The sequence below is a fragment of the Hymenobacter psychrotolerans DSM 18569 genome, from assembly GCF_900142395.1.
GTDB lineage: Bacteria > Bacteroidota > Bacteroidia > Cytophagales > Hymenobacteraceae > Hymenobacter > Hymenobacter psychrotolerans.
In genome coordinates this window covers 115,998-141,418 of record NZ_FRAS01000013.1, presented here as the reverse complement: position 1 = coordinate 141,418, position 25,421 = coordinate 115,998, and the positions used below count along the sequence as shown (strand labels likewise).

Annotated in this window: 25 protein-coding genes; 6 read left to right on the top strand and 19 right to left on the bottom strand. The window is 60.6% G+C overall.

Going from position 1 to position 25,421, the window contains the following annotated elements; all coding sequences use genetic code 11:
• Positions 1-3: 3 nt before the first annotated feature.
• Entirely contained in the window at positions 4-306 is a 303-nt protein-coding gene (locus BUE15_RS13100; protein WP_073285727.1) for a transposase, read from the bottom strand.
• A 171-nt stretch (positions 307-477) separates the two neighbouring features.
• On the opposite strand from BUE15_RS13100, the gene BUE15_RS13095 reads away from it, so the two are divergent.
• Entirely contained in the window at positions 478-1,425 is a 948-nt protein-coding gene (locus BUE15_RS13095) for a hypothetical protein (protein WP_073285724.1), read from the top strand.
• Between the two features lie 33 nt (positions 1,426-1,458).
• Here the strand turns inward: BUE15_RS13095 and BUE15_RS13090 are convergent, their stop codons facing one another.
• From BUE15_RS13090 to BUE15_RS13020, 16 genes are all read right to left on the bottom strand, one after another.
• Positions 1,459-2,418, bottom strand: coding sequence for a tyrosine-type recombinase/integrase (locus tag BUE15_RS13090; protein ID WP_073285721.1), 960 nt, complete (start codon positions 2,416-2,418; stop codon positions 1,459-1,461).
• Between the two features lie 101 nt (positions 2,419-2,519).
• Positions 2,520-3,005, bottom strand: coding sequence for a Mov34/MPN/PAD-1 family protein (locus tag BUE15_RS13085; protein WP_170865260.1), 486 nt, complete (start codon positions 3,003-3,005; stop codon positions 2,520-2,522).
• On the bottom strand, positions 3,002-4,810 hold the full coding sequence (locus tag BUE15_RS13080) for a ThiF family adenylyltransferase (RefSeq protein ID WP_073285718.1): 1,809 nt from the start codon (positions 4,808-4,810) through the stop codon (positions 3,002-3,004). The genes BUE15_RS13085 and BUE15_RS13080 overlap by 4 nt, the downstream gene beginning before the upstream one ends.
• A 551-nt stretch (positions 4,811-5,361) precedes the next feature.
• Positions 5,362-5,820, bottom strand: a complete 459-nt coding sequence (locus BUE15_RS13075; RefSeq protein WP_073285715.1) for a DUF305 domain-containing protein — start codon at positions 5,818-5,820, stop codon at positions 5,362-5,364.
• 287 nt (positions 5,821-6,107) lie between these two features.
• Positions 6,108-6,317, bottom strand: a complete 210-nt coding sequence (locus BUE15_RS13070; RefSeq protein WP_073285755.1) for a heavy-metal-associated domain-containing protein — start codon at positions 6,315-6,317, stop codon at positions 6,108-6,110.
• Between the two features lie 137 nt (positions 6,318-6,454).
• The gene (locus BUE15_RS13065; RefSeq protein ID WP_073285712.1) at positions 6,455-6,793 is read right to left on the bottom strand and encodes a four-helix bundle copper-binding protein; all 339 of its coding nucleotides are present in this window, start codon (positions 6,791-6,793) and stop codon (positions 6,455-6,457) included.
• A 60-nt stretch (positions 6,794-6,853) separates the two neighbouring features.
• The gene (locus BUE15_RS13060; protein ID WP_084549026.1) at positions 6,854-7,495 is read right to left on the bottom strand and encodes a helix-turn-helix transcriptional regulator; all 642 of its coding nucleotides are present in this window, start codon (positions 7,493-7,495) and stop codon (positions 6,854-6,856) included.
• Between the two features lie 9 nt (positions 7,496-7,504).
• On the bottom strand, positions 7,505-10,726 hold the full coding sequence (locus BUE15_RS13055) for an efflux RND transporter permease subunit (protein WP_073285706.1): 3,222 nt from the start codon (positions 10,724-10,726) through the stop codon (positions 7,505-7,507).
• A gap of 65 nt (positions 10,727-10,791) precedes the next feature.
• Entirely contained in the window at positions 10,792-11,937 is a 1,146-nt protein-coding gene (locus tag BUE15_RS13050; RefSeq protein ID WP_073285703.1) for an efflux RND transporter periplasmic adaptor subunit, read from the bottom strand.
• Positions 11,921-12,535, bottom strand: coding sequence for a hypothetical protein (locus BUE15_RS13045; protein WP_073285701.1), 615 nt, complete (start codon positions 12,533-12,535; stop codon positions 11,921-11,923). Before BUE15_RS13045 ends, BUE15_RS13050 begins: the two co-directional genes overlap by 17 nt.
• A 1-nt stretch (position 12,536) precedes the next feature.
• Positions 12,537-13,781, bottom strand: a complete 1,245-nt coding sequence (locus BUE15_RS13040) for a TolC family protein (protein WP_073285698.1) — start codon at positions 13,779-13,781, stop codon at positions 12,537-12,539.
• 103 nt (positions 13,782-13,884) lie between these two features.
• On the bottom strand, positions 13,885-14,427 hold the full coding sequence (locus BUE15_RS13035; protein ID WP_073285695.1) for a heavy metal-binding domain-containing protein: 543 nt from the start codon (positions 14,425-14,427) through the stop codon (positions 13,885-13,887).
• Between the two features lie 55 nt (positions 14,428-14,482).
• Entirely contained in the window at positions 14,483-15,190 is a 708-nt protein-coding gene (locus BUE15_RS13030; protein WP_073285692.1) for a DUF305 domain-containing protein, read from the bottom strand.
• A gap of 49 nt (positions 15,191-15,239) precedes the next feature.
• Positions 15,240-16,187, bottom strand: a complete 948-nt coding sequence (locus BUE15_RS13025) for a heavy metal-binding domain-containing protein (RefSeq protein ID WP_073285689.1) — start codon at positions 16,185-16,187, stop codon at positions 15,240-15,242.
• Between the two features lie 45 nt (positions 16,188-16,232).
• Positions 16,233-16,364 carry a hypothetical protein gene (locus tag BUE15_RS22500; RefSeq protein ID WP_258049174.1) on the bottom strand — a complete coding sequence of 44 codons (132 nt, stop codon included), beginning with the start codon at positions 16,362-16,364 and terminating at the stop codon, positions 16,233-16,235.
• 128 nt (positions 16,365-16,492) lie between these two features.
• On the bottom strand, positions 16,493-16,960 hold the full coding sequence (locus BUE15_RS13020) for a hypothetical protein (protein ID WP_073285686.1): 468 nt from the start codon (positions 16,958-16,960) through the stop codon (positions 16,493-16,495).
• A 390-nt stretch (positions 16,961-17,350) separates the two neighbouring features.
• On the opposite strand from BUE15_RS13020, the gene BUE15_RS13015 reads away from it, so the two are divergent.
• The 5 genes from BUE15_RS13015 to BUE15_RS12995 all read left to right on the top strand — a co-directional run bounded on the left by BUE15_RS13015 (position 17,351) and on the right by BUE15_RS12995 (position 23,530).
• Positions 17,351-18,262, top strand: a complete 912-nt coding sequence (locus BUE15_RS13015) for a trypsin-like peptidase domain-containing protein (RefSeq protein WP_139252278.1) — start codon at positions 17,351-17,353, stop codon at positions 18,260-18,262.
• 134 nt (positions 18,263-18,396) lie between these two features.
• Positions 18,397-20,661, top strand: coding sequence for a heavy metal translocating P-type ATPase (locus BUE15_RS13010; protein ID WP_073285681.1), 2,265 nt, complete (start codon positions 18,397-18,399; stop codon positions 20,659-20,661).
• Positions 20,662-20,673: 12 nt separating this feature from the next.
• Complete coding sequence (locus BUE15_RS13005) at positions 20,674-21,051, top strand: cupredoxin domain-containing protein (protein ID WP_073285678.1); 378 nt, start codon at positions 20,674-20,676, stop codon at positions 21,049-21,051.
• 11 nt (positions 21,052-21,062) lie between these two features.
• Entirely contained in the window at positions 21,063-21,686 is a 624-nt protein-coding gene (locus BUE15_RS13000) for a helix-turn-helix domain-containing protein (RefSeq protein WP_244535947.1), read from the top strand.
• A gap of 269 nt (positions 21,687-21,955) precedes the next feature.
• On the top strand, positions 21,956-23,530 hold the full coding sequence (locus tag BUE15_RS12995; RefSeq protein ID WP_139252277.1) for a hypothetical protein: 1,575 nt from the start codon (positions 21,956-21,958) through the stop codon (positions 23,528-23,530).
• A gap of 44 nt (positions 23,531-23,574) precedes the next feature.
• Here the strand turns inward: BUE15_RS12995 and BUE15_RS12990 are convergent, their stop codons facing one another.
• Both BUE15_RS12990 and BUE15_RS12985 read right to left on the bottom strand, forming a co-directional pair.
• A complete protein-coding gene (locus BUE15_RS12990) occupies positions 23,575-24,561 on the bottom strand; it encodes a nucleotidyl transferase AbiEii/AbiGii toxin family protein (RefSeq protein WP_084549025.1) in 987 nt (328 codons plus the stop codon).
• Entirely contained in the window at positions 24,546-25,295 is a 750-nt protein-coding gene (locus tag BUE15_RS12985; protein WP_073285669.1) for a type IV toxin-antitoxin system AbiEi family antitoxin domain-containing protein, read from the bottom strand. Before BUE15_RS12985 ends, BUE15_RS12990 begins: the two co-directional genes overlap by 16 nt.
• Between the last annotated feature and the right edge of the window lie 126 nt (positions 25,296-25,421).

The following is a 25,421-nucleotide window of genomic DNA, read 5'->3' as shown; positions in this document are numbered from 1 at the left end:
GGCTCATGACTGAGGCGGTTGGGAGAAGATGGTCACGACTTTTTTTAAAATATCGCGCTCCATTTCCACGCGCTTGAGCGCGGCCCGCAGCTGCTTGATTTCGTCGCGCTCCGCGCTGCTGGGGACGGCGGCTTCCAGGGCTTGGCGTTGCCAGCGCCCCAGCAGGGCCGGTGAAATGCCCTGGGCACGGGCCACGTCGCTTTGCCGGGTACCAGCCGCTACTTGGCGGACGCACTCGGCTTTAAAAGCCGGCGTGTATTTCTTGCGGGTGGAGGGGTTTCCTACAGGATTCGATTTTTCAGTCATGAGCAGCGGAAGTTAAGACTTCTCGCTGTCCGTTTTAGCTAGACCACCTCACTTAAATCGCCGCTAACCGAGCTTGATTGTGGACGGGACATCAGTGAGTTCCCCATAAGCGACGATAACGCTCTGGTAGCGGCTGACTGGGACGGGTCGATTTATAATAGGGAAACGCGTGTGGCCTTCGTGGACGCAGATGATGAAGTTGTGGAAGAGGCTTTGCTTGTGGCTTGTGAAATCAGCATTTGCCGCGAGGAGTGTACACAAAATCAGCTTGTGTTCTTTGTTAAGCGAGGTCAAGCCTATGCAAAAATTGGCTACCGTATTAAGCCGGATATAGCATTCTACTACCTCGAATCGACCCCCTGTAAGTTACACGAGACACGAGGTAACAACGTGCTTCGCCAGAAAAGCCTGTTCACCTTGCTTACGGATGCTCCCATCAATTTTTACTTCGAAGACTGGTCAAAGCTTGCCGGTCGCACTTTGATGGACTTTAACACCGGGTTTGACCTCATGCCTGACGGTGCCATACAAGCAATAGGATGGTCAGGCTTACAGGTTAATGTGAATCGGGAATTTTATACAGCAGATGACATCACCGCGAATACGTTAGCTGGTGATACCAGGCTGTCGATTCACGACTACATTGAGCAAATGGTATTACCTGATTATGATGTGGTGTACTATGACCATGCCTCATTGGAGGTAGCGGATATCTTAGCCTTTCGTCCGGATAGCATCAAGTTCTTCCACTGCAAAAAGCAGAGTGGAGAAGAACCCAGATGTTCCGTTGATGATATCTACGAGGTATGTGGTCAAGCAGTAAAATCAGCGGTTTGGACAAACAAAAAAGTGTTGCTCAACCGGTTGGTTTATCGCAATAAAGGAGATACTGGGAATAGGGTGAAGAAAGGGTCGCTTGACAAGCTGAAGGAGATACTGATGAGCATCAACAATCCTAACCTTACAGTGGATATTGTGATTGTGCAGCCTGGCTTGAAAACCACGAATCACAGCGGTACTCAGGTAGAAGCTTATCAGCGCATCAGAAAGTTGTTTTCCGGTGCTCATGCATACCTGCAGACAATAGGGTCTTGCACACTCTCGGTTCTTGCTTCGTAAGTGAACCGAGCTTGTAAAGCCTCACCCACGCACTTACAATCCCAATTTCTGAGCTGCATTGTGCTGCCGCACATTGTCGAGGCGGGTGTAGCGCCGGATCATGGAGCTTGTCTTGTGCTTAGTCTGGTTCATTACCTCACTATCATCGGCGCCGTTGAGCTTGGCCACCGTCACAAACGAAGCGCGTAGAGAGTGGGCGGTGAACTTCGGGCCTAAGTGCCGCTGCACAATCTTGTTCAGGTGCACATCTGTCAGCCGGCGCTCCGTCAGCCGTCCACCCTTGCGTAGGGACACCAGCACCGGGCCGGCGGTGCGGCCGAGCATGCGCATCCAGGCCTGCAGCGTTCGGATGGGGCAGAGCGATGGGTCTGGAGAATAGAAAATGGCTTTTTCTTCGGCCTCTCCCAACTGGTTGGTCTTGCTGCGCTTCAGGTCAATGGTCAATCCGTCGTCCGAAAACGTGAGGTCCTCCAAGTCGAGCGCAGATAGTTCTGAGCGCCGAAAGGCCCCGGTAAAGCCCAGCAGCAAAATCACCCGGTCGCGCAGGCCACCTGGTGTTGAGGCGTCGATGTGCTTGACGGTGCGCTTAAAGTTGGCGAGCGAAAACGCCGGCGCCTGCTTTTGGCGGGTGCCCTTCACGCGGCTGATGCCCTCGAGCAGCACCTTGAATTTCTTATCGTCCGTGGGTGAGGCCAGGTCCCGTAGCGCGTGGGCTTTGCTGATGGCCGCGCAATGACGCTGGATGGTGGCCACCTTCTTGCCAGCTTCGGCCAGGTGCGTCACAAATCCGGCGAGCGTATCCACCGACGCCGGCAGCGCGACCTGCCCGTGCTCGGTGCACCACGCAGTGAAGCGGCGCCAGTCGCCGGCGTAGGCCCGGGCCGTGTTGGGCGCGCCCTGCAGGCCGGCTTCGACGTAGCGGGCGGTTTGCTCGGCCAGGTGCGCGAGGCTGGTGGAGGCGGGCGAAGGCGGGACGACGGGTACGGTGCTCACGGCAGCCTATTATAAGGAGTGAATACCCGAAAAATGGGCGCTTGCCAAAGGTACAGTATAAGGTATGATAAGTAAAGCTTATCATACCTTATCCACTGCTGTTAATAGTGTAAGATCTTGCAAGTGTGAAAAGCCGAAGTTTTGAATAGCAGCTTTCTTCTGTATGTGTGTATCCACGCTTTCAAGCTAGGCGGATCAGTTCCTAAGATCATCATGATGGGTGTCAAGAGCCGGGCTGGTGCGTAGTCAGCCAGCACCCGTAACGTGGATTCATCCTTACTGCTCATGTAAGCCCCGGCCTTAGGATGAGTATGCCAGTCACCCAAATACGTTTCGGTGCGACCGGATTCCTCATAATGCCGTGCTATTTCCCGTTCATGATAAGTGCTGTCGGGCTGAAAGGACCGTTTGCGGTGTACCGCTTTTGGTCCGGGACCGATAATGGCGGTGATAACCGCTTCCTGAGGGGTGCTCCAATAGCCCAGCAGGATGCCGCCCGTTTCGCACGGCATCCTGCGCATGGCTTCCAGCAAAATAGCCTTGTAAGCCGATTCTGATAACCAGAGCGTAAATTCAGCTTCAATCACGGCGAACAGTAAGGGCAAGACGGATGTGCTTCCAAGGAGAAGGTATGCCAAGTTGGGGGCAGCAGCTGGCGTTCGGGCGTCATGAGTTGTACCACGCCCACGTCCCATGACGTAAGGGGATAGTCTTCCGGGCCACCAGCGCTCAAAGTAGAAACGGCCAGTCGAACGCCCGCCAAGGCGACGTTCTGCAAATCAAAGCTCGCCCCGGTAAATGTCAGGTCGCCGCACCCGGCTGCTTGCGTACTACCTGTAGATTCATCGGCCAGGGGAACGGGAATGCTCCCGTCGAACAGGTGATATTGCGCGCACATCCAGCAGCCAGCCGTCTGCCCGGGAACTACCCGCATTATTAGGCCACCCCATGCGCCTGGCGTAGCGTACAGGGATATGAACGGAATACGGCGTGCCTGTGCTGTCCGGGCCAGGAAGTGGCTGATGCCCTTGTCGGCGGAGGCATCAATGAGCAAGGCAACGCCATCCAAAAACGTGTCCATGATTTCCTGTTCACTCGGCTCATTCTCATTCCGTAACGCACCTATCTTATGGTTGACGGGTACCACACGGGTGGCGGGGTACTGCAGCGCGAGGAAATCCCGAATAGCATCGGTTTTGAGCAAGCCAGCCGCAGCCAGGCCGAGCGGCCAGCGCACACTGGGGCCGGGCTCCGCATGATCAAAGTCCATCACCCGCAGCTCGCCTACTTGGTTACGGGCCAGTTCCAAAGCAGTAGGGGCACCTAATGCGCCTAATCCCACCACCGCGATGGTATGCTGACTCAGGGCCTTCAGGGCGGGAATGCGGAGCTGCAAATCGGCTGGGGTAGTTCGTGCCGCTTTGCCGAAATTGATGTAGCGCATGTCCTGCGGTACTAACTTGCCCTTGGGGCCATGCGGTACCATCTGTTTAAAGGACATTTCAAGCAAAAACAACCAGCCCGTGCCCATCTGGCCTGGGGCTACTTCCTCCGGAAAACGGAACCCGATTACCCGCTTAAGCGTCGTTCCGTCGGATAAGGGCAGGGGTTTGCCCGCAAAGGACGAGACGATACCATGCTGCGCGGCCAGATCCAGGAGCCAGCGCAATACGGACTGCGAATCGGTATAAGGTGGTGCTTGAGAGAGGTGTAGCAAATGGCCGCTGATAAAGTGCAACGGAAACTGCTCCCATAATGCTTGGGGCAACCGGTGCGTACGGCCGGCGGTGTCTGTAGTTTCGAGCACGGCCAGACGAGAAGCTACGCCAGCTTTTTTCGGCAGGCCGATTAACATCTTGCCGAGTACGGCAACCGCCGGTAGTATCGGGTCGACAGCTGGTAAACCTGTGTCGTCGAAAACAACCAGATTACGGGCGTGAAAGTATTCGCTGGCAGGTTCTGCCTGCTCATCCGGATCTGCAGCCAGCAGGGCCGGATCGGTGATGTTTCCTTTGCGCAACACCTTGGCCAGCTGCTCCTGCAGATACGTCGCCAACTGCCATTGAGGCGCCCAATTGTCTGCAGGCCGGGGCAGCAAACACAAATTGCTGCCCAGCGGGTGTTGGTGACGCGGTAGGGTCAGGTTGGTAGCGGCTACTTCCGGTCGGAAATAAGGGTAATTGTCCGGAAAGGTAGCCACCAGTTCCACCGAATCTACTAAGCCGGCAAGGCCAAAGCATGGATTCGTACCGTCTATCGAGAAGGAGAGCCTTAAAATGCCCTGGTCACGGGCAGTAGCGTCAACAGTAGCGTCAACGCCGCACGCGGCCAGGGCATTTAATTCTCGTTGCAGCCGATCTGGATCGGCTTCAAACCAGGACTGATAGGGCATGCGAACTTACTGCTGGCCTACGGGACGGTCCTTAGGGGGTTTAGGCGGGTTATGCGGTCCGGGGTCGGGCTTGCCGGGAGGGATACCAGGACCTGTAGGATTACCAGGAGGCGTTGGGTTGCCAGGAGGGTTAGGGTGGCCGGGAGTGCCAGGACCTTTGCCGGGATTATCGGGCTGTGGCATAGTGAGAAAAGTGATTTAGCCTCTCACCGTATATCGGGAGATTGGTTGTTTTTAACGAGGGTCGTTTGATAAAGGGTTTGGTAAATTGCTAAAAATTTAATCAATCCTATAAACTTGCTGTCGTACATTTTAGATAAGCTCAACCTAGAGGTGCAGGATAGAACTAGTAAGTTATCTTAGTGTAGAGTAAACTCTTATATCCAGCTATTGTACATTGTTTAGCCCTCTATCGCCATTTACAACGTTGCATGCAACGCCTTAGAAGCTTAAACGGAGAAAAAGGTGGCCTTACCAGTTGGTATCAGAATGATTTTGTGATCAACACATTACAGGCATCGGCTTTGAATTCTGGTGTTCAGAAAACCAAGTTATTGCTGTTGCAGCCGGTGGAGAATGCGCTTCATCTGGCTAATCTCGCGCTGTTGGGCGCTGATGATGCTGTCGGCGAGAGTGCGCACTTCAGGGTCTTTGATGGTGGCCTGCTTGCTGACTAAGATGGCAATGGAGTGGTGCGGAATCATGCCTTTCATCCACAACTGGTCGTCGACGAAAATCTGGGAGCGGACCATGATGGTAACGACCACAAATACCACCAAGCTTCCAGCCATGATGAACAGGTTGCGGCGCTTGTCGGGGTACATGCTCCACATAAAGCCCATCATGATAAAGGTCATGGGCACGAGCATGAGCACGGCCATGTAGAGGCGGGTCAGGCTGAAGTACACGTGGTCCCATTCGTACACGTTTAGGTACATGACGGCGTACATGGCCACGAGCGAGACGGCCAGCATCAGAAAAAAACGGGAGTATGGCTTAGAGTGCTCCATGGAGAGAAAGATGGGTGATAAAAACCGGCTCCGGCGCAGCATGAGATGTGCACTGATAAGTACGGCTGGCTAGCGGGCTGGATTATTCGCGCAGGGTGTTTGCAATTGCATAATTTGGTGCTGGTGGGCTCTAGGATATCAGTGGCGAAAGGAGCACTTGGTGCAGCCTAAATCATGGAACTGCACCAAACCAAGAAGTATGGCTAGGCTTCAATCAGGGCGCGCCGCACACCAATGAAAACGCCCGACCAAGCTGGCCGGGCGTCTTGCCCAGATGGAAAAACCGCTTAAACGGCTTGGATGGAAAAGCCGGCTTGCTCGACGGCCTTTACCACCTGCTCGGTGGTAAGTCGTTCCGAGCTGACGGTCAGAATTTTGTCGGGGTTAGCTGTATCCACTTGCCAGTTGCCGGCACCGGCTTGCTCGTTGAGGGTCGGCGTAACGGCCTTGATGCAGCCGCCGCAGTTGATGTTGGTTTTGAAATGCAGGGTTTTCATGACGATTTGCGTTTGGGGGCCCAAGCCGGGCCGCTGGAAATACAACACGCAAAGCTGCGGCCAAGGTGTCCCGAAGAGGGTACAGAATTGGGTCGTAGACTTGCATGATTTGCGGCCCGCCGTCCGAAAGGCCCGGCTTAGGCGGCCACGCCCAAGCCGGCGCGGCAGGCCTGCTCGCAGCGGCGGCACGCCTCGGCGCACTCCTGGCAGTGCTGCATGTGGGTGTGCTTGGCGCACTCGTCGCCGCAGGCCTTGCAGATTTCGGCGCACTCACCCAGCAGGTGTTGGGCGTGCTCGGAGCCGCGGGCCACGAAGCGGGCAGTCAGGGCACAGATGTCGGCGCAGTCACGGTCAATGCTGATACAGCGGGCCATCATCTTCACGTCGTCTTCTTTCAGGCAGGCGGAAGCGCAATGCTCGCAGGCGGCGATGCAGGCGTTGAGGGCGTCGAGAAGGGCTTGGTTCTGGGTATGCATGGTAAGGCGGTTTAGGCATGAATGGAGCGAATGCCCCGATAATGCTTATACCCTCCTCTACTACGCTGGTTTTACACCATTTGCGCTCGAACTTGCATCATTTAGAGAAAGCAACGGCTCGACTTCCGCTTCCAACTGCTGCCGGTAAGCCGACGGGGAGCACTGCGCGTACCGGCGAAACTGGCCCGAGAAATGGGCCAGGCTGCCGTAGCCCAGCTGCCGGGCGATGCGGCCCACGTCGAGCCGGGAGGTGCGCAGCAGCTCCTGCGCGTAGGCCAGCCGCTGCCCGGTGATATAGCTGGTCAGGCTTTCGTGGCCGGGCAGGCGGGCGAAGGCCGCGTGCAGCCGGCGGCCGTCGGTCCCGATTTCGTGGGCCAACGTGGGCACGAAGTCGCGGTGCCGCACGGTTGCGGGACGTTGCAACAGCTCCACGACCGTGCGCTTCACGCGGTTTACCAGGGCCTCGTGCGGGCTTTCCAGCAGCGCAAACCCGGCTGTTTCCAAGGCGTGCCGAATGCTGGCCCAGTCCAGGTCTTCGGCCTGGCCCGCCACCGTGGCCGCGCCCAGCCGCACGTCGAGTACGCGTAGCCCCAAGCCTTCCAGCTCCCGACGCACCACCCGAATACCGCGCGCGCATACCATGTGCTTGATGTAAAGCACACAGCTGGGAGCACCAGGCATAGTGGGAAGTGGGGCGGCCATAAGGAAGGGTTAGGTGGTGGGCTGCACCGGGTTCAGGTCGGCCGGCGGCGTGAGGGGTGGGGTGTCGAGCTCCTCGGGGTGCTCGCCCAAGCCCGTTTCTCGGTGCGAAGCGAAGTATTGAGCCAGGGCCTTTTCGCCCACAAGCCAGAACACCACCGGCGTCACGATGATGTCGAGGAAGGTGGAGGAGAGCAAACCGCCCAGAATGACGGTGGCCACCGGGTAGAGAATTTCCTTGCCGGGCGCGTCCTTGGCCAGCGTGAGCGGCACTAGCGCCAGCGCGGCTACTAAGGCCGTCATCAGTACCGGCACCAGACGTTCCAGGGAGCCGCGAAGTATCATCTGCTTGCTAAATCGCTCCCCTTCGTGCTCTACTAGGTGGATGTAGTGCGAAATCATCATGATGCCGTTGCGCGAAGCAATGCCGGTCAGGGTGATAAATCCCACCAGCGAGGCGATGCTGAACGTGCCGCCGGTGAGCAGCACGGCCACCACCGAGCCAATCAGGGCCAGCGGGATGTTGAGCATGATTTGGCCCACCATGTAGGTAGACTTGAAGTGCGAGTACAGTACCAGGAAGATGCCGGCCAAGGAGAACAGGCTCAGCCAGAGAATCTTTTGCGAGGCCGACTGCTGGCTCTCAAACTGACCGCCGTAGGTCAGGTAATAGCCCGCCGGCAGCTTTACCTGCTGGCTGACCTTCTGCTGAATTTCCTTGACCGTGGAGCCTAGGTCGCGGCCGGCCACGTTCAGCGAGATGGTGATACGCCGCTGGGTGTTTTCGTGGTTGACGGTATTGGGCCCCGGCTCGTAGACGATGTCGGCCACCTGGCTGACCGGAATCAGGGCGCCCGACGGCGTTTCGATGCGGGTTTGGCCAATGGCGGCAATATCGTTGCGCTGGTCTTCGGGCAGCTTCACTACCAGGTCGAAGCGCTTCTGCCCGTCGAGCATCTGCGAGACCACCGTGCCCTGAAACAGTGTTTCCAGGTCCTGCACCACCTCGCCACGGGCCATGCCGTAGGCCTGCAAAGCTTGGTCCCGGGGGCGGATGAGCAGCTGCGGAATCTGCACCTGCTTTTCGACCTGCAGGTCCACTACGCCGGGCACGGTGCCAGCGGCCGCGCGAATCTCATTGGCATAGCGGCGCAGCTCCAGCAAGTCGTTGCCGAACACCTTGATGGCCACCTGCGCCCGAACCCCCGAGAGCAGGTGGTCGAGGCGGTGCGAGATGGGCTGGCCGATGTTCACGTTCACCCCGGTAATCAGGCTTAGCTTTTGCCGCATATCGGCCAGGATTTCGTCGCGGCTGCGCATCTTTTTTCCCTCTCGTTCCAGCTCCGCTTCGGTCTTGAAGGCCACCTCGATTTCAGAATTGTTGACCGACTCGGCGTGCTCGTCCAGTTCGGCCCGACCAGTGCGGCGGGCGGTGTAGGCTACCTCCGGAATCTGGAGCATCTGCTGCTCACCCAGCGTGCCCAGCTTGTTGGACTCGGCCAGGGAGGTGCCGGCCTGGGCCGAGAAGTTTACCGTCAGCGAGCCTTCGTTGAAGGGCGGCAAAAACTCGGTGCCGAAGAAGGGAATCAGGGCCATCGACGCGGCAAACAAAACGCCCGTCACCGTGAGTACTACTTTGGGGTGCGTCAGTCCCCAGTTCAGCAGCCGCGTGTCCTTGCGTTTCAGCCAGCGGACCAGTGGCCCGTCCGTTTCGGCATGGTCCATCTGCTTCATCTTCGGCAGCAGGTAGTAGCACAGCACCGGCGTGACGGTGAGCGAGACGAACAGCGAGGCCACGATGCTGGTGATGTAGGCAATGCCCAGCGGGGCAAAAATGCGCCCTTCCATGCCTTCCAGCGCAAACAGCGGCAGGAACACCAGCACCACGATGATTGTCGCGTACACGATGGAGTTACGAACTTCCGAGGAGGCCGCGTAGATGACCTGCAATGCCGGCTTGGGCTGGGGCAGGTGCCGGTTTTCGCGCAGGCGCCGGTACACGTTTTCCACGTCCACGATGGCGTCGTCGACCAGCTCCCCGATGGCAATAGCCAGGCCCCCCAGGGTCATGGTATTGATGCTGATGCCGGCCAGGCGGAACACCAGGGCCGTGACCAGCAAGGAGAGTGGTATGGCCACCAGCGAGATAAATGTGGTGCGCACGTTCAGCAGGAAGGCGAACAGCACGATGACTACCAGGATGGCGCCGTCGCGCAGCGCCTCCTCCACGTTGGTGATACTGGACTCAATAAACTCCGACTGCTTGAACAGGCGGGTGTTCACATGCACGTCCCTGGGCAGGGAAGGCTTGAGTTCCACCAGCGCTTTTTCCACGGCGGCGGTTAGGCTCACGGTGGCGGCGCCCGGCTGCTTTTCGATGCTTAGAATTACCGCCGGCTTGCCATTCACGCTGCCGTCGCCGCGCTTGAAGCGGGCTCCGAACTCCACTTTCGCAATGTCGGCCACGCGCACCGGCGACTGGTCGCGGTAGCCCACGATGATGTTCTCGATGTCCTGCACCGAACGCAGGCGGCCCAGGTTGCGGATGAGCACCTCCGAGCCGTTACGATCAAAGAAATTGCCGGTCGTATTCAGGTTGGACTTGCGCAGCGCGTCCTCCACCTGGTTGACCGTCAGCCCCGTGGCGCTCAGGCGAGCCATGTCCAGCAGCACCTGGTACTGCAGGTTGTCGCCGCCGATGGGAATCACCTGGGCTACGCCGGGGATGGACAGCAGGCGCTGGCGCACGGTGTAGTTGGCCAGCGTGCGTAGGTCGGCTGCGTTGGTTTGCTGGCCCCCCGTTAACCCCACCAGCATAATCTGGCCCATTACCGAGGAAATGGGGCCGAGCACCGGGGTGATGCCGGTCGGCAGCTGCTCACCCACGGTCTGCAGCTTTTCCGACACAATCTGGCGGGCGGTGAAGATATCGGTGCCGTAGTCGAACTCCACGAACACCATGCCCAGGCCGATGGCCGAGTTAGAGCGCACCGCCGACACGCCGGTAGCTCCGTTCAGGGCCGTCTCCACGGGCAGCGTGACCAGGGCCTCCACTTCTTCGGGGGCCATGCCCGGGGATTCCAGGAACACGGTAACGCGGGGACGGTCCAGGTCGGGCAGCACGTCCACCGGTAGCTGGCGGGCCGTGTAGGTGCCGGCTAGCAGCAGGCCCAGGGCAAAAGCCAGCATGAGCAGCCGGTTCTGCAGGGCAAAGCGAATGATTTTATCAAGCATCGTCAAAAAAGCAAAAGCAGCCCCAGGTGGGCCGGTCGAGGCCGGGGTAGGAATCTTGGCCGTCGCTACTGATTGAGGTAGATGGATTTGAGCTGGTAGGTGCCGGCGGTAACCACCCGGTCGTTTTCGTTCACCTCCCCCTGCAACAGCACCGTTTGCTCGCCATTGACGGCGCCGGGCTGCACGTAGCGAATCCTGAAGTGCTCGGGCTCGGTATGCACGAACACCACGGGCTTGCCGTTCAAGTCCGTGACGGCTGAGGTCGGCACCACCAACTCTTTTTTGCCGCCTTCGCTCTGGCCCAGCACCTGCACGTTTACGGCCTGTCCGGCGCGGTAGCCGCTGGCGGCCGTCTGGTCCAGCTCCAGAATGAGCTGGCGGGCTTGGTTGACGGGATTGACCACGTTGCTGAACACCACCAGCTTAGCGGGTGCGCCGGCCTGCCCCTGCAGCCCTTCCACCCGAAATTGCGCGCCGGGCGTGATTTTCGCCAAATCCTGGGCAAACACCTGGGCCTCCACCCGCAGCTTGCCGGGGTTGAGCACCCGGAACAGCTCATCGCCCTGGCCTACCTGCTGGCCCACGGCCAGGTTGAACACGTCCACGGTCCCGCTGATAGGCGAGGTGATGGTCACGCGGCGCTGGCGGGCCTGCCCGTTCAGAATGGCCGCGTTTTGCCGGGCCTGACGCAGGCGCAGCTCGGCGGCCACCACGTCCTTGCGGGCGGCAATGTCGGCAATGCTCTGCAGGCGGGCGTAGTCCTGCTGCGCAGCGCGCAGCTCGGCTTGGGCGTTGGCCCGTTCGGTGCTCAGCCCGATTTGCTGGGTGGCGTCCAGGGTCTGCTCGATGACGGCCAGCGCCTGGCCGGCCCGAACCCCCTGCCCTACCTGCGCCGCCAGACTTACGATGCGCCCGGTCTGTGGTACCACAATGCGCCCCTCCCCGCCGGCGGCCGGCGACACGGTGCCGTAGAGCGTGGCCCGGCTGTAGGTGGCCGAGTACGTGGCCAGGCTGGTACGCACCTGAAACAGAAACTGGCTTTCCTTGGGCAGCAGCACCTCGTCGGTCAGGGCCACGCCGGTGCTGGCCTTGGCCTCGCCGCCGTGGTCTTCGCCCCCGTGACCAAACACGGCCGCGGTCGGGGGCAGCAGCACGGTCAGCGCCAGGCTGGCGGCAGCCGTGCCGAGCAGAACTTTATGCTTGGTTTTCATAGACAACGGGCGTAGCAGTGGAGGAGGTCCCGGCGCGCTGGCGGCGACGCAGCAGCAGCGCCGTCAGGCCGACACCGAGCAAGAAGGCGCCGACCAGGGCCAGAATGGTTTTCCAAGAAGAGAAGAGCGAGGGGGTAGCGGCAGCCGGGGCCACGGCCGCGGGCAGCTTGGCGCCCACTTTAATGCCATCGAGCAGCAGCAGGTCGGCCCGCTCGCCAGCCACCACGTTCAGGGCGAAGCTGTAGGCCTTATTGGCCGGAAACTCGCCCTCCACCAAATACTCGCCCGGTCCTTTCTCCGTCACCGCCCACTTCAGGCCGGCGTCTTCGGGGTTGGTGAGCGTGAGCTTGGCGCCCTTGATGGGCACGTTGGTAGCGTAATCGGACAGAAACAGGCGCAGGTCGGCCGGCTTGCCCCCTTCCAGCGGTTCGTAGCGCAACAGCACCTCGAACTGCTCCGAGAGGGCCGCTACCGAGAAGGAGGTGGCCCCGGCGGGCGTCGACGCCTTCGCGGCGTCGCCGTGGTCTTCGCCCCCGTGGGCCCGGGCCCGGCCGCTCAGCAGAAGCAGGCCCAGCAGCAAAATGATGAGCTGTTTCATGTTATTCACCCCGTAGGTAAGAGAGTTCCACCAGGGCCTGACGGTAGTCGCGGATGGTGGTCAGGTAGGTATTCTGAATGGCAAAGGCCTGGTTCAGGCTCATAATCAGCTGCAGGTAGCTGACCTCGCCCGCCTGGAACAGCCGTTGGGACTGGCTGATGATGGCCCGGGACTGGGGCACGCCGGTTTGCTCGTAATAGGCGAGCGAGACCGAGAACTTGCGGGTGTCCGCCAGGGCCTGCTGGTACTGCGTGCCCAGCTCCAGACGCTGGGTTTGCAGCTGATAAGTAGCCGCCCGCGAGCGGGCCGTGGCCGCTTGCAGCTGCGCCCGGTAGGTCCAAAACCAGATGGGGACTGATACGCCGAACTGAAAGCGGTACTTGAGTTGGGAATTCTCAAATGCCTGGTTCTGATATCCCAGCGTCAGGGCCGGGGTACGGCGGGCCCGCACCAGGCTGATGCCCGACTGGCTGAGCGCCACGTTCTGGGTGGCCGCCGCCAGGGTAGGGCTGCGCACCAGGGCGCTGCTGTCCGCTGCCGGCAGTGTGCCGAGCAGGGCCGCGCCCGTCTGGGCGAGTTCCGGGCCGCTGCGGCGCAGGTCGGTGCTGGTAGCTAGTTCGGTGCCGGGCTGGCTCAGCAGCAACGCCAAGCGGCGCTGGGCCGCGTGCAAATCTTCCGTGGCCTGCTGTAGCTGCACGGTGGCCTGCCGCGCTTCGGCGTCGGTGCTGATGCGCTGTAGGGAGGTGACTTCGCCGGCCGCGAACAGCCGCTCCGTGGCCAGCCGCAACGTCCGGTACAGGCTGTCCTGGTAGGTGTACTGCCGCACCTGCGCTTCGGCAAACTGCAGGCCGAGGTAGGCCAAGCGGGTATCGCGCAGCACCGTGGCGCGGCTCACGTCACGGTTGCGCTCGGCCAGCACTACGCCGGCCTGGGCTACCTGCCGCTGCCGGCGGTAGACGTTGGGCAGGTCAAGGGTTTGCACCACACCCGGCGCCCACATCTCCCCCGTCGGCGCCGACCAGAGAAAGTCCGGGTTGGCCGGCGCGAAGCTGCCCCGCTTGAGGGCCCGCTGCTCGGCGATTTCCTCGTCGGATTGGCGCAGGCGCGGGTGGCGGCGCAAGGCCTGGGCTTCGGCACTGTCAAGGCCGATGACGGTGGTCTGAGCCCGGGCCGGCATCCAGCCAATCAGCAGCCCCAGCAGCAGGAGCACAGCACGCGCCCGGCTTTTTATCTTCAGATACTTCATAGGGTCAGATTAGAGCTCGTCAGGGGGCCGCCCGCGGTTGCAGCCGCGGACGACCCGGGACGGAGCGGGTCCGGACGCCGCGCGTCCGAAAAACAGGCTCCGCCTACGCCTTTTTCACCAGGGCCATGCCGCACTTGGGGCACGCGCCCGGCTTGGTGCTGGCGCTGCCTTCGCACTGCATCGGGCAGATGTAGCTGGTGGCTTTGGCCTTGGCGCTGGTGCTGGCCAGCTTGTCGAAACGGGCGCTGATGGTTTCGCCGCCCCGCCGCAGGGTGATGATGGCCGTCGTCGGCGTGGCCCCGGCGGGCAGCCCGCCGCGCAGCTGGTTGTTGCCGTACGGGGACAGGAGCACGGAGGTCGTTTTGCCGCCCTGCAGCACCATGGCCGTGCCGGTCAGGCCTTTGGTAGCCAGCGTCTGCTCTTTGCCATCGAGCAGGTACACGGTCATCTGCGAGCCGGCCAGCACCAGTTCTACGTGGTACTTGCCGGCTGTGCGCACGATGCCCCCGTGCGGGGCCGTGTGGCCGTGGGTTTCGCCGGCGGCGTTATGGCCGTGGGCGGCCCCGGCCTGGTGGGTATGCTGGGCGAAGAGGGAAAGCGGGGCCGCCAGCAGCGTGATGGCCAGCAGAGAACGAACGGATTTCATCTTAAATGGAGGTAAGTGAGTGGAGTGAGGTAAGCGTATTGACAGGCCGCCCGGGCTACATCTTATCGGCATTCTTGGCGTGCCAGGCTTTGAACTGCTCGATTTCCATTTTCTGCGCGTCCACCATTTTCTGCGCCATCTCCTTGAGCTTGGTATCCTTGCCGTGGGCCAGCTCAGCCTCGGCCATGTCCATGGCGCTCTGGTGGTGCACCGTCATGAGCATGTTGAAGTTCATGTCCGCATCGGCTACCGGAGCGGGCATGTTCTGCATCATGTGGTCCATGCTGGTTTTCATCTGGGCGGTGAAGGGGTCAGCCGGGTCTTTGGGCTTGTAGTTGGTGGGGGCTGAGTCCAGGCGCTGGGCAATGGCCTCCAGCTCGCTGATTTCCTGCTGCTGGTCGGCCTTGATTTTTTCCGCCATCTGGCGCATGGTGGCGTCCTTGCCGTCGCGCAGCTCGATGTCGGCCATGGCCACCGCGCCCTTGTGGTGTTCCAGCATCATGTGGGCAAAGTCGTGGTCGGTGTTGCCCTTCATCGGCATCGCCTCCATTTTACTCATCATGTTGTTCATGGAGGCCGTCAGGGGCGAGCTGCCGGCGGCGCCCTCGCTCATCTTGGAATGGTCCATGCCCGCCATATCATCAGCAGCCGGATTCGTGGTCGTTTCGGTGGCCGTGGTGTCGGCTTTATTATCGGAGCTGCAGCTGCCCAGCAGCAGGGTGCCCGAGCAGAGGGTGGCCAGCAGGAATGCGGAGGTTTTCACGGGGTGTAGGTTGGTTGAATGGTGAAAAAGGTGGGGCGGCCCGGTCAGGCTAGCCCTTGACGTTAATGGTGAAGTCGCCCGTGTGAATCTGCCCGCCGTGGTTGAACTGCAGGAACACGCGGTACAGGCTGGGCTTTTCGAAGTTGGTGTTGAAGCCAATGGCGGGGCCCTTGTCGGCCTGGTCGTTGGGGTGCACGTGCAGGTAGTTTTCGGTGTCCTCGCTGATGACCACCACGTGGCCCAGCGCGCCGAGGTAGTTGTCGAGGTCAGTCACGGGCTGGCCATTCTTGCGGATTGTGATTTTCATGCCTAGCAGTTGGCCCACCTTCAGCTCCTTATCAAAGGCCAATGTGGCTTGGTAGCCGTCCTGGCTCCATTGCAGCTGGTCCTTGCTGAATTTGACGGGCGTGTACTTTGGACCCTGCACGCTCACCACCTGGCGGCCCAGCTGGTGGCCGGCGCCGGCCGGGGTATAGTCCTGAAACAGCACATAGTCGCCGCCCTTGGCAAAGGTGAATGGCACCTTGTAGTTGCCGTCGGCCGTGAACTCGGGGTGCTCGTGGTAGAACGCCGACAGGTCCTTGCGGACGACGATGAGGTGAATCTTCTTTTCGTGCACCACGGCCAGTGGCACCGGAGCTTTCTCGTTGCTCACTTCCTGGGGGGTGTAGGTCAGCGTCACGGGCTGGCCCGCCATTAGCTGCATGGGCTTGGGCTCAAACTGCATCTGGTAGCTCTTGCCGTTCGACACCTGGTCGTTGTGCACCAGCGCCATGCCGCACTTGGGGCACTTTTCGCCGGGCTTGGTGCTGGTCACCTCCGGATGCATGGGGCAGGCGTAGGTGTGGCCGCCGGCGTGCTCGGCGGCGTTGCCGGCCTCGGTTCCGGTGGGAGTGGTAACAGTATTGGTGGCGCTGCTGCTGGCCGAATCGGTCGAGCAGCTCACGGCGGTAAACAGGCTGGCAGCGGCCAGCGCGGAAATGAGAAGGCGGTTCATAACCTGAAATGAGATGGGAAGAAATCGGGCGTCAGCGTCCGGCGGCTACGCCTGCCACTGCTGCCAGAGCACGAAGCCCAGCGCGGCAGCTACCACGGCGTAGAGCAGGTAGGACAGCCAGCGACGGCCCGGCCCACGAGGGGGCGGCGCGCCGGCCTCCTGACAGCAACTCTTCATTGCGGGGGAGAAAAAACCAAGAAGTGGGGAGAAGGGGGCGTGGACCAGGCACGCGGGCGAGCAAACGAAAAGGCCCGCCCCGGACATAGCACAGCTATGCCGGCGCGAGCCTTAGCGCGTCGGAAGTATCAGACAGTCAGCGACTGGATGAAAATGCGGATGTCGGGAATTTTGGGCGGCAGGTGCTCCCTGGGCACTAGCGTTACCGCGCGGTTACGGTCCCACTTGCCGGCGGCGGGCCGGAAATAAAACTCCAGGGTAACCGGTACAAGCGCCGGTGCCGGTAAAAACAGCTGCTTCTGTACCGGCGAGGTCAGCGACGACAGCAGCGAAGCCGATTTATCTTTGCAGCAGTCGTGGCTGCGGGCGGGCTTGGCCGGGTGGGCGCCCTTCTTGCCGTGATGCTCGGCCACCGCGCCGTGACCTTTACAGCCGGGGTGCGTGGGCTTCTCGGCCTGGTGGTGCGCCGCTGCCGGCCGGGCGGCCTGGGGCGGATTGACCGTAGCACACCAGCACTGCCCCACGAACACGTTGACGAAGACGAGCAGAAAGCTCGTCGCCAGCAAACGGCGGAAGGGGAACAGGCTATGGAACATGCGAGGGTACTAAGCAACCGCAAAAGTAGAAGTCGCTTGGAAAGTGCAATACCCGGTCCTTACTGCAAAACGGGCGATTTGGTTCCGCTGGCAGGTGGAGCATTCCTAGCTTAGACGACAGCAGAACAGGCAGCAAATTGCCGCAGAGGCGTTTTAAGCTATTCTTGCCTACCAGAGGCAAGCTGCCAAGAGCGCAAAATTATGCAAGTGATTGACCTGATTTCATAAGCTTTCCGAGCGTAACTGCCTGAGAAAAGTGCTGGCCGACGCAACAAAGGTAAGGGTGGTTTGTGGGAAGAAGGTGCCAACTACGTATTCCAAGTTGGAAACGGCAGTCTACACTTGGTTAGCAGCCCAGACCAATAACTTTCATTTTTTCACTTTTACCCCATGGCTGCAACACCTACTCCTTCATCGCTTTTACAAGAAGTAAAAGCCCACCCCTTGAGCATCGCCACGGCGGCGATACTCCGTTCCACTATTCAGTTCTTCTACACGCGCAAAGGCCGTATCGCGGCGTGCGGCAGTGGCGTCCTGCTAACAGTAGATAACCGTTTCATTGTTGTTACGGCGGCGCACGTGCTAGCGGGTCAGGCCTACACAACCTTCGTCATCTTACCACCGAACGAAGTGACACTGGCTGGTACGTTGCTGACCACGTCCCCACCGCCTCCGGGTCGGCGCCAAGACGACAAGATTGATTTGGCAGTACTGGAGTTGACTGACGAAGGCCAAATCGCCCGGTTGCAGGAGGCTTATCAGTTCCTGACTTTGAATGAGCTGTCGACCAGCCCTCGGCATCTGACGGACGTGTACCTGTCCGTGGGCTTCCCGGCGGCAAAAACCCGCTCGTTTAACGGGCACGTGAAAACGGCGCCTTACCCACTGCAGGTGCAGCAGACGAAGGAGTTTGACTACGCCGGGCTCCGGCTCCACCCAGGCACACACTTGGTGCTTGACTTTACTGGTGATGTGCTTTCGGCCGCCAATCCCCAACCCCATCGGCGCCCTAAAATGGAGGGCATCAGCGGCAGTGGGCTCTGGGACACGGGTAACTTTCTGCTCGGTGACCCAGCACACGAGCGCAAGCTTGTGGGGATCGTGACAGAGGAATTGACCTTGCGCCGCCATAAATACTTGCTAGTAACGCGCACCACCGTGCTGCTGGAATTCATGCGCCAAAGCTTCAACCTGAACATTCCCGTGTCTACCACGGTGAAAGTCAATCTGGGCCGAGGCTTACAGCGGCTAACTGATTGGCAAGCCAAGCAAGCGGCCGCGGCAGCAACGTCTTCTGCTTAGTAAGCCAAATTATGCAATTCAGGGGCTGGATTGCGTACTAACTTCCTTGACGGGTGACCGTTCCTTTGTAGGGTGATTGATTGCCTTGCCCGGTAAGCTACCCGGTAAGGCAATCATGTAGTAACCTACTAGTTATGGAACCGACTACCAAGACCGAAACCCTGGACATCGAAGGCATGACCTGCGCCTCGTGCGCGGCGTTTGTCGAGAAGTCGCTCAGCCGCACGCCGGGCGTGCAGCGGGCCATGGTCAATTTTGCGACCGAAAAGGCGACCGTCGACTACGTACCTACGCAGGCCTCGCCGGCCAGCCTGAAAGAAGCCGTCCTCAACGCCGGCTACGGTGTGGCGGAGCGGGCGCCGGATACCAGCGCCGCCGAGCGCAGCGCCGAAATCGACCGGCAGAAAGCCCTAGCCTACCAGAAGCTCAAGCGCCGCTTCTGGGTAGCCGTGGGGCTGGCCGTCATCATCATGCCGCTGAGCATGCTCATGCTCTGGCCGGCCATGATGGAGCGCGTGAACATGCAGTGGCTCAACTACGCGCTGCTGCTGCTCACGCTGCCGGTGCTGCTCTACAGCGGGCGCGAGTTTTACGAGTCGGCCTGGAACGGCTTCAAGCACCGGGCCGCTAACATGGACACGCTCATTGCCGTGGGCACCGGGGCAGCTTTCCTATATAGCTTGGCGGCCACTGTAGTGCCTGGCTTTTTCACCAGCCGGGGCCTGATGCCCGAGGTGTATTACGATACCACGGCCACCATCATTGCCCTGATTCTGCTGGGCAAGGTGCTGGAGATGCGCGCCAAAACCCAGACTTCGGCCGCCATCCGCAGCCTGATGGGTTTGCAGGCCAAAACCGCCCGCGTAGTGCGCCCCGACGGCGCGGAGGTGGATGTGCCCGTCGAGCAGGTGCAGCTGGGCGACATCGTGCTGGTGCGCCCCGGCGAGAAGGTGGCCACCGACGGCCTGATTACGGAAGGCAGTTCGGCCCTCGACGAGGCCATGCTCACGGGCGAGAGCCTGCCCGTGCAAAAGCAGCCGGGCGACGCCGTGTTCGGGGCCACCCTGAACAAGACCGGCGCGTTCCGCTTTCGGGTAACCAAGGTGGGTGCCGATACCATGCTCTCGCAGATTGTAAAACTGGTGGAGGATGCCCAGGGCAGCCGCGCCCCCATCCAGCGACTGGCCGATAAAGTCAGCGCCATCTTCGTGCCCACGGTGGTGGTCATTGCTATTCTGACCTTCGTGCTGTGGTTTGACCTGGCGCCAGTGGAGCACCGCCTGCCGCTGGCCCTGGTCAACTTCGTGGCCGTGCTCATCATTGCCTGTCCCTGTGCGCTGGGGCTGGCCACGCCCACGGCCATCATGGTGAGCACCGGAAAGGGGGCCGAACACGGCGTGCTGATTCGCAACGCCGAAGCGCTGGAAAAAGCCTACCAGGTAAACACCGTGCTGCTCGACAAAACCGGCACCATCACCCGCGGGGAGCCGGCCGTGACCGACTTCGTGGCCCCGGGCCAAGATACGGCGCGCCTGCTGCAGCTGGTGGCCGCTGTGGAGCGGCAGAGTGAGCACCCGCTGGCAGAAGCCGTGGTACGCTACGCCGACGCGCAGGGCGCGGGCACCGGGGCGGCGACGGATTTCCGGGCCGTGGAGGGCAAAGGTGCCGCTGCTACTGTTGAGGGCCAGGCCGTACTCATCGGCAACCGCCGCCTGCTCAACGACGAAGGCGTTGCCCTCTCCTCTGCTCTCTCCGCCCAGGCCGAGCAGCTGCTGGCCCAGGCCAAAACGGTGCTCTACGTGGCCGTGGCCGGGCAGGCCGTGGGCCTCGTCGGCGTGGCTGACACCGTGCGCGACTCCTCAGCCGCCGCCATCAAGCAGCTGCAGGCCTTGGGCATCGAGGTGGTAATGATGACCGGCGACAACCCCCAGACGGCCGCGCAGGTAGCCGGCCAGGTGGGCATTGCGCGCTACTTCGCCGAGGTGCTGCCCCAGGACAAGGCCGGCAAGGTGAAAGAACTGCAGGGTGAGGGCCGCACCGTGGCCATGGTGGGCGACGGCATCAACGACGCGCCGGCGCTGGCCCAGGCTGACATCGGCCTGGCCATCGGCTCGGGCACCGACGTGGCCATGGAAGCCGCCGGCATCACGCTCATGCGCTCTGACCTGCGCGGAGTGGTCACGGCCATAGAGCTGAGCCGCCAGACCATCCGCACCATCAAGCAGAACCTGTTTTTCGCTTTCATCTACAACACGCTGGGTATTCCCATCGCGGCCGGGCTGCTCTACCCTTTCTTCGGCATCCTGCTCTCGCCCATGCTGGCCGCCGGCGCTATGGCCCTGAGCTCGGTGTCGGTACTGACCAACTCGCTGCGCCTGCGGGCGTTTGCTGCTCATTAATTCCTGCTCCTTATGGATACGACGGCTTTTATTGTGACCATTGCCGGTGTCGGCCTGGCCGCTTTTGTCATCTGGTATTTCTTCTTCTCAGCCCGTCAGACGGCCAGCGCCGTGTCCACGTCGGGCGGCGTGCAGGAAGTGGCCATCACGGTGAAGGGTGGCTATTCGCCCGACGTCGTTGAGGTGGAGCGCGGCAAGCCCGTGCAGCTGAGCTTTTACCGCGACGAGGAAAACAGCTGCTCGGAGGAGCTGCTAATGCCCGATTTCAACGTGCGCCGCGACTTGCCGGCGTTCAAAACCACTCTGGTGGAACTGCTGCCCCAGCAGGCGGGCACCTTCACGTTTACCTGCGGCATGGGCATGCTGCGGGGCAATCTGGTGGTGAAATGAGCGCGCATCCCATGCAAGCCGACATTAGCATGGCCCACGTGCTACCGCCGCCCGACGCGCACCGGCTGCTGATAAAGAACATGGTGTGCCCGCAGTGCATCCGGGTGGTGGGCGAGGAGCTAGCCGCGCTGGGCCTGCAGGTGCACCGCGTGGCCCTGGGCGAGGCCGACGTGTCGATGCCCAACGGCGCAGCCCCTGACTACGATGCCATCCGCACCAGCCTGCAGGAGGCCGGCTTCGAACTGCTGGAAGACCCCCGCGCCCAGCTGGTAGACCGCATCAAGACGCTACTGGTGGCCCTAATTCACTACCCGCCGCCCGGCCCGCGTCTGCTCAACTACTCCGCCTACCTAGTCGAGCACCTGGGCAAAGACTACCACTATCTTTCCCATTTGTTCTCCGCTTCCGAGGGTCTCACCATCGAGAAGTTCATCATCCGTCAGAAGGTGGAGCGAGCCAAGGAACTCATCGGCTACGGCGAGCTAAGCATGGCCGAAGTGGCCCAGCAGCTGGGCTACAGCAGCCCGGCTCACCTCTCGCGGCAGTTCAGGCAAGTGACGGGCCTCACCCCGACCGAGTTCCAGAAGCTGGGGCCGGCCTCGCACGCCCGGCGCAGCTTGGATTCGTTGATCTAATGTCTTGGTGTAAAGCACGAAAGCAGGAGCTTCCTAACGGGCTCCTGCTTTTTTGTGTTCATACGCGCAGAAGGTAATCTTTACCGTTTTTCCGCCTTGCTATGAACCGCCAGTTACTAGTCGAATACCATGATTTGTTTACTGGCGCCACCCCATCGGTGGCCGCCTGTTTAATCGGAGTTAGCCGGTTAGATGGTTTGCAGGGCGTTTCACACTTGCTGGGCTACCTGAGCCAGACATCCGCCTCGAAGCGGGACTTTGTGACGGATATGCAGCAAATTTTTGGGCCCAGCAACGATGCATTTGCCGGGCAAGTGTACCACCGGACGCAAGCGCTGGCCGACCGTATCAGTAAAAAGCTCAACTTCTTCCACCCCAAACCGGTGCTCCAACTCTTTGGCTCCTGCTTCGGATTGCCGGCCGGGGCCGCTGGCCAGTCCGATGCCGACTTTGAGCGCAGCATGTTTGCCGCGTGTCTGGCGTTGAACGAGGCCTACATCCGGGAGCAGTATCAGGCTATGACGGTTGCTCAACAACTGTTACCGAAGCAGCCCCTCGCCGCTATTGCGCTGGCCGGTACCTTCTCCGACTTTGAGTTGCTGAACCACCGCTTACCGAATATTGCCATGCTGCAGATAATCAAGTCGGTGCGCCTGTTTGAATTTTTGGAAGCTGACGCCCGCTTTGAACACTTGCTCCGCGCCTTTCTGCAGCGGTTTGCGTGTGCTACCTGGCAGGATTTCTTCCGCCAGCTCAGCGGCATCATCAAACCTGTTACCGAAAACGACAAGCCCGGCCGTATTGCCGTAGAGGTACCGCCCGGCCCGGATTACGACGAGGCGTGCGCATTTCTGCGGCATTTTACGCTGCCGGAGGGCCAGCCATTAGACATGGCTGATTTCACCAGCCTGCGTACCACGCCGCTGTGCGAAGAATCACCAGGCACGTTCGTACTAGAGTACCCCGTCCTGGTGCTCGAAACCCTGCATAAAGGGCTATATTTTCAGTTTAATATTGCCAACCGCTCGCTTCCTAAGGGCCAGCGGGAAACCGATTGGCGCTCCGTTTACTGCGACCTGTTCTCGGAGCAATACCTGCTTTATCTGCTACTGGATGCCATTTTTCGGGGGCGAGACCTCGCCCTGAGCGGGCGAGCCATTCTGGAAGGCTGGAAACTGAAAGGCCAGTCCGAGCCGGACTACTATTTCCGCCACGAGAACCGGGCCGTGCTGTTTGAGTCAAAGGACGTGTTGGTACACAAGGATGCCAAAGCGGGCCACGACTTCGCCACCTACCTCGATGAGGTTAAGAAGAAGTTTTACGAGGATGAAAAGCAGCACCCCAAGGCGGCCCGGCAGCTGGCCGGCAACGTGGAACGCTTGCTGCGCAAGCAACTACCATTCGACACCGACTTTGACCCGGCAGAGCTGGTAATCGACCCGGTGCTGGTGGTGCATGACCGGCTCTACAATCAGCCCGGCCTGAACGTGGTTGTCAACGACTGGTTCCAAGAAGAACTGGCGAAGCTGGAGCAGCAGGGGCTGCCGGTGTACAACGTTCGCCCGCTGATTATTGTCGACGTGGATACGTTGCTGGCCTACCACGAAGATTTCCGGGACGGCCGCATGGTATTTGAGGACGTGCTGGAGGAGTACCTGGCTTATCTACAGGCCCCGGCGTGGACTGGTATCAGCGAGGCGGAGGACGAACAGCGGCAGATGCAGAGCATTCACCCCTTTGCCCTGTTCCTGGAGAACTACGCTGAAAAGCGCGACATGCTGGGCATACCCAAGGAGATGCTGTATCAGGTGTTGCCCATCATCAACCGAGAGGTGGAAGACTAGGCAGAGTAGGCATTTCGGCGGGCCAGTTCATAAACCCATGTTGTTCATAGTCCATCGTAGGCACGTAGCTGCTGCGCGATGCGCTGGATGACATGTAGCACCTGGTCAAACGCGGGAAGTGGGCTGTGCAGCAGACTTGGCAGCTCCTGCTCATAATGCTGCTGAAGCTGACGCAAGTTTGCCGCTTCCTCGGCGTAAGCCCAGCAGGCGGTCAGGGGCTTGGTTTTCCATTCCAACGTCGGGCCGATGACGCCCGCCCGCGCATCGTCGCGCTGCACGGCCGCGAGCTGCTGGGCTAGGCCGGGGCCAGCCAGCAGGGCAGCCACCTCGGGCTGGCTGGCCAGCTGGTGCAGGTCGTAGAGGTGGCGCACCTTGCGGCCCGTGGCTGCGAGCGGGTTTTCTTCGTAAGAGGCGCGCACTAGGGCCATGATTTTCTCGGCAAACGTGCGCGAGAGGCTCAGCACGTTGAAGTCGAAGGCTGCCAGGCCGTACTCCTGCACGGCTTCCGGCTGTCCATGGTCGAGCAGGTACTGCCCTAGGTAAGAAATCAAGGGCCGCTTACTATGCGGCTCCGGTTCTCCGAAGGCCGTTATTTCCAGTAGAATGTGCTCCGTAGCCGTCGGCACCGGGTCGGTGAATAGGTGCGGGTACTGATGGTACACGAGCCGGTTGTGGCCGCGCTTGCTGGTAGAGCCCGGTATGTCTACTTCGGGCAAGTCGCCAGCAGCAATTTTGTGGATGTCGCGGATGAGCCGTTTCAGCGCGCCGTCGCTTTGCTGCTCCTGCAGGATAACGGCCAGGTCCACATCTTCTGAGAACCGCTCAATTAGCCCGTAGCCTTTGGAAAGCGAGGTGCCGCCCTTGAACACGACGTGGTCGGCCACGTGCGAATCGGCCAGGTTGCGCAGTACCCAGGTTACCCAGTAGTCCTTCTCAATAAAGCTTTGCCGCATTCCCCGGGCCGTCGCCGTGATGGTAATCAGGTTGCGAAAGTCCTGCTCGTGGGTGTGCAGGGTCATCGGATTTGCCATTGCGCACGGTTGGGTAAGGCTTGTTCGGACAACCCAAGCTTATAAGTGGATAAGGGATTTAGGCTGGCTTTCAGCGTAGTGGCTAACTTGACTTCACCCAGCCCTTCCAGCAGGGCCCCCAGCAGGGCGCGCGTGGCCGGATTGTAGTCCTGCGCTAGGCTAACCAAGGTGGCCTGCTCAGCCGGTGGCAGCTGCTTTACCTGCTCGCGCAGGCGCAGCAGGGCCACGGCCGGCGAGGTGTCCGGCAGGCGCTTAATCTGCCGTAGGGCATCCAACAACTGGCAGAGCTTTACTTCCTCCGGCTTCACATCGGCCCGGCTGCGCACGAAGCGCACGCGCACGTTGCCGACTTTCTTCGGCCGCCCCGGCCGGGAGGTAGCGATCTGAATTTCCTGCGGTACCTGCGTGGTCAGGCCCAGGCGGTTGAAGGCCGCTACGCCGGTGGGGTAGCCCCGCAGCTTTTTGCTGGAGGTTTGCAGCAGCACCTGCAACACCTGCTGCTCGGAAACCGGTACCGGGCCGAACCGGCTCTGCAAGGGGAGGCGGTAGGTGCCTTTGGTGACCTGCTGCACCACGCCTTCCTGGCGCAGCCTGCTCAGGTTCACGGCCACCGTGCCCGGCGCGATGCCGAGGCTGGCGAAATCCTGGTAGCGCACGAGGGCGCCCGGCTCCAGCTTCTGCAAGCGGTTGATGATTTTCTGACGGGCGGTCGTGGATTTGGTCGATTTTTCCATCTGCTACGGCCAGTAAAGATACACTTAATGTAAAGTTTTTTTGCTGTAAAACATTACAAATCATTCTCTGTGTTCCGGGTAATTTGCGGCTCAGGCAGTAGCAGATCTATTAGTGGTTTCACCAAA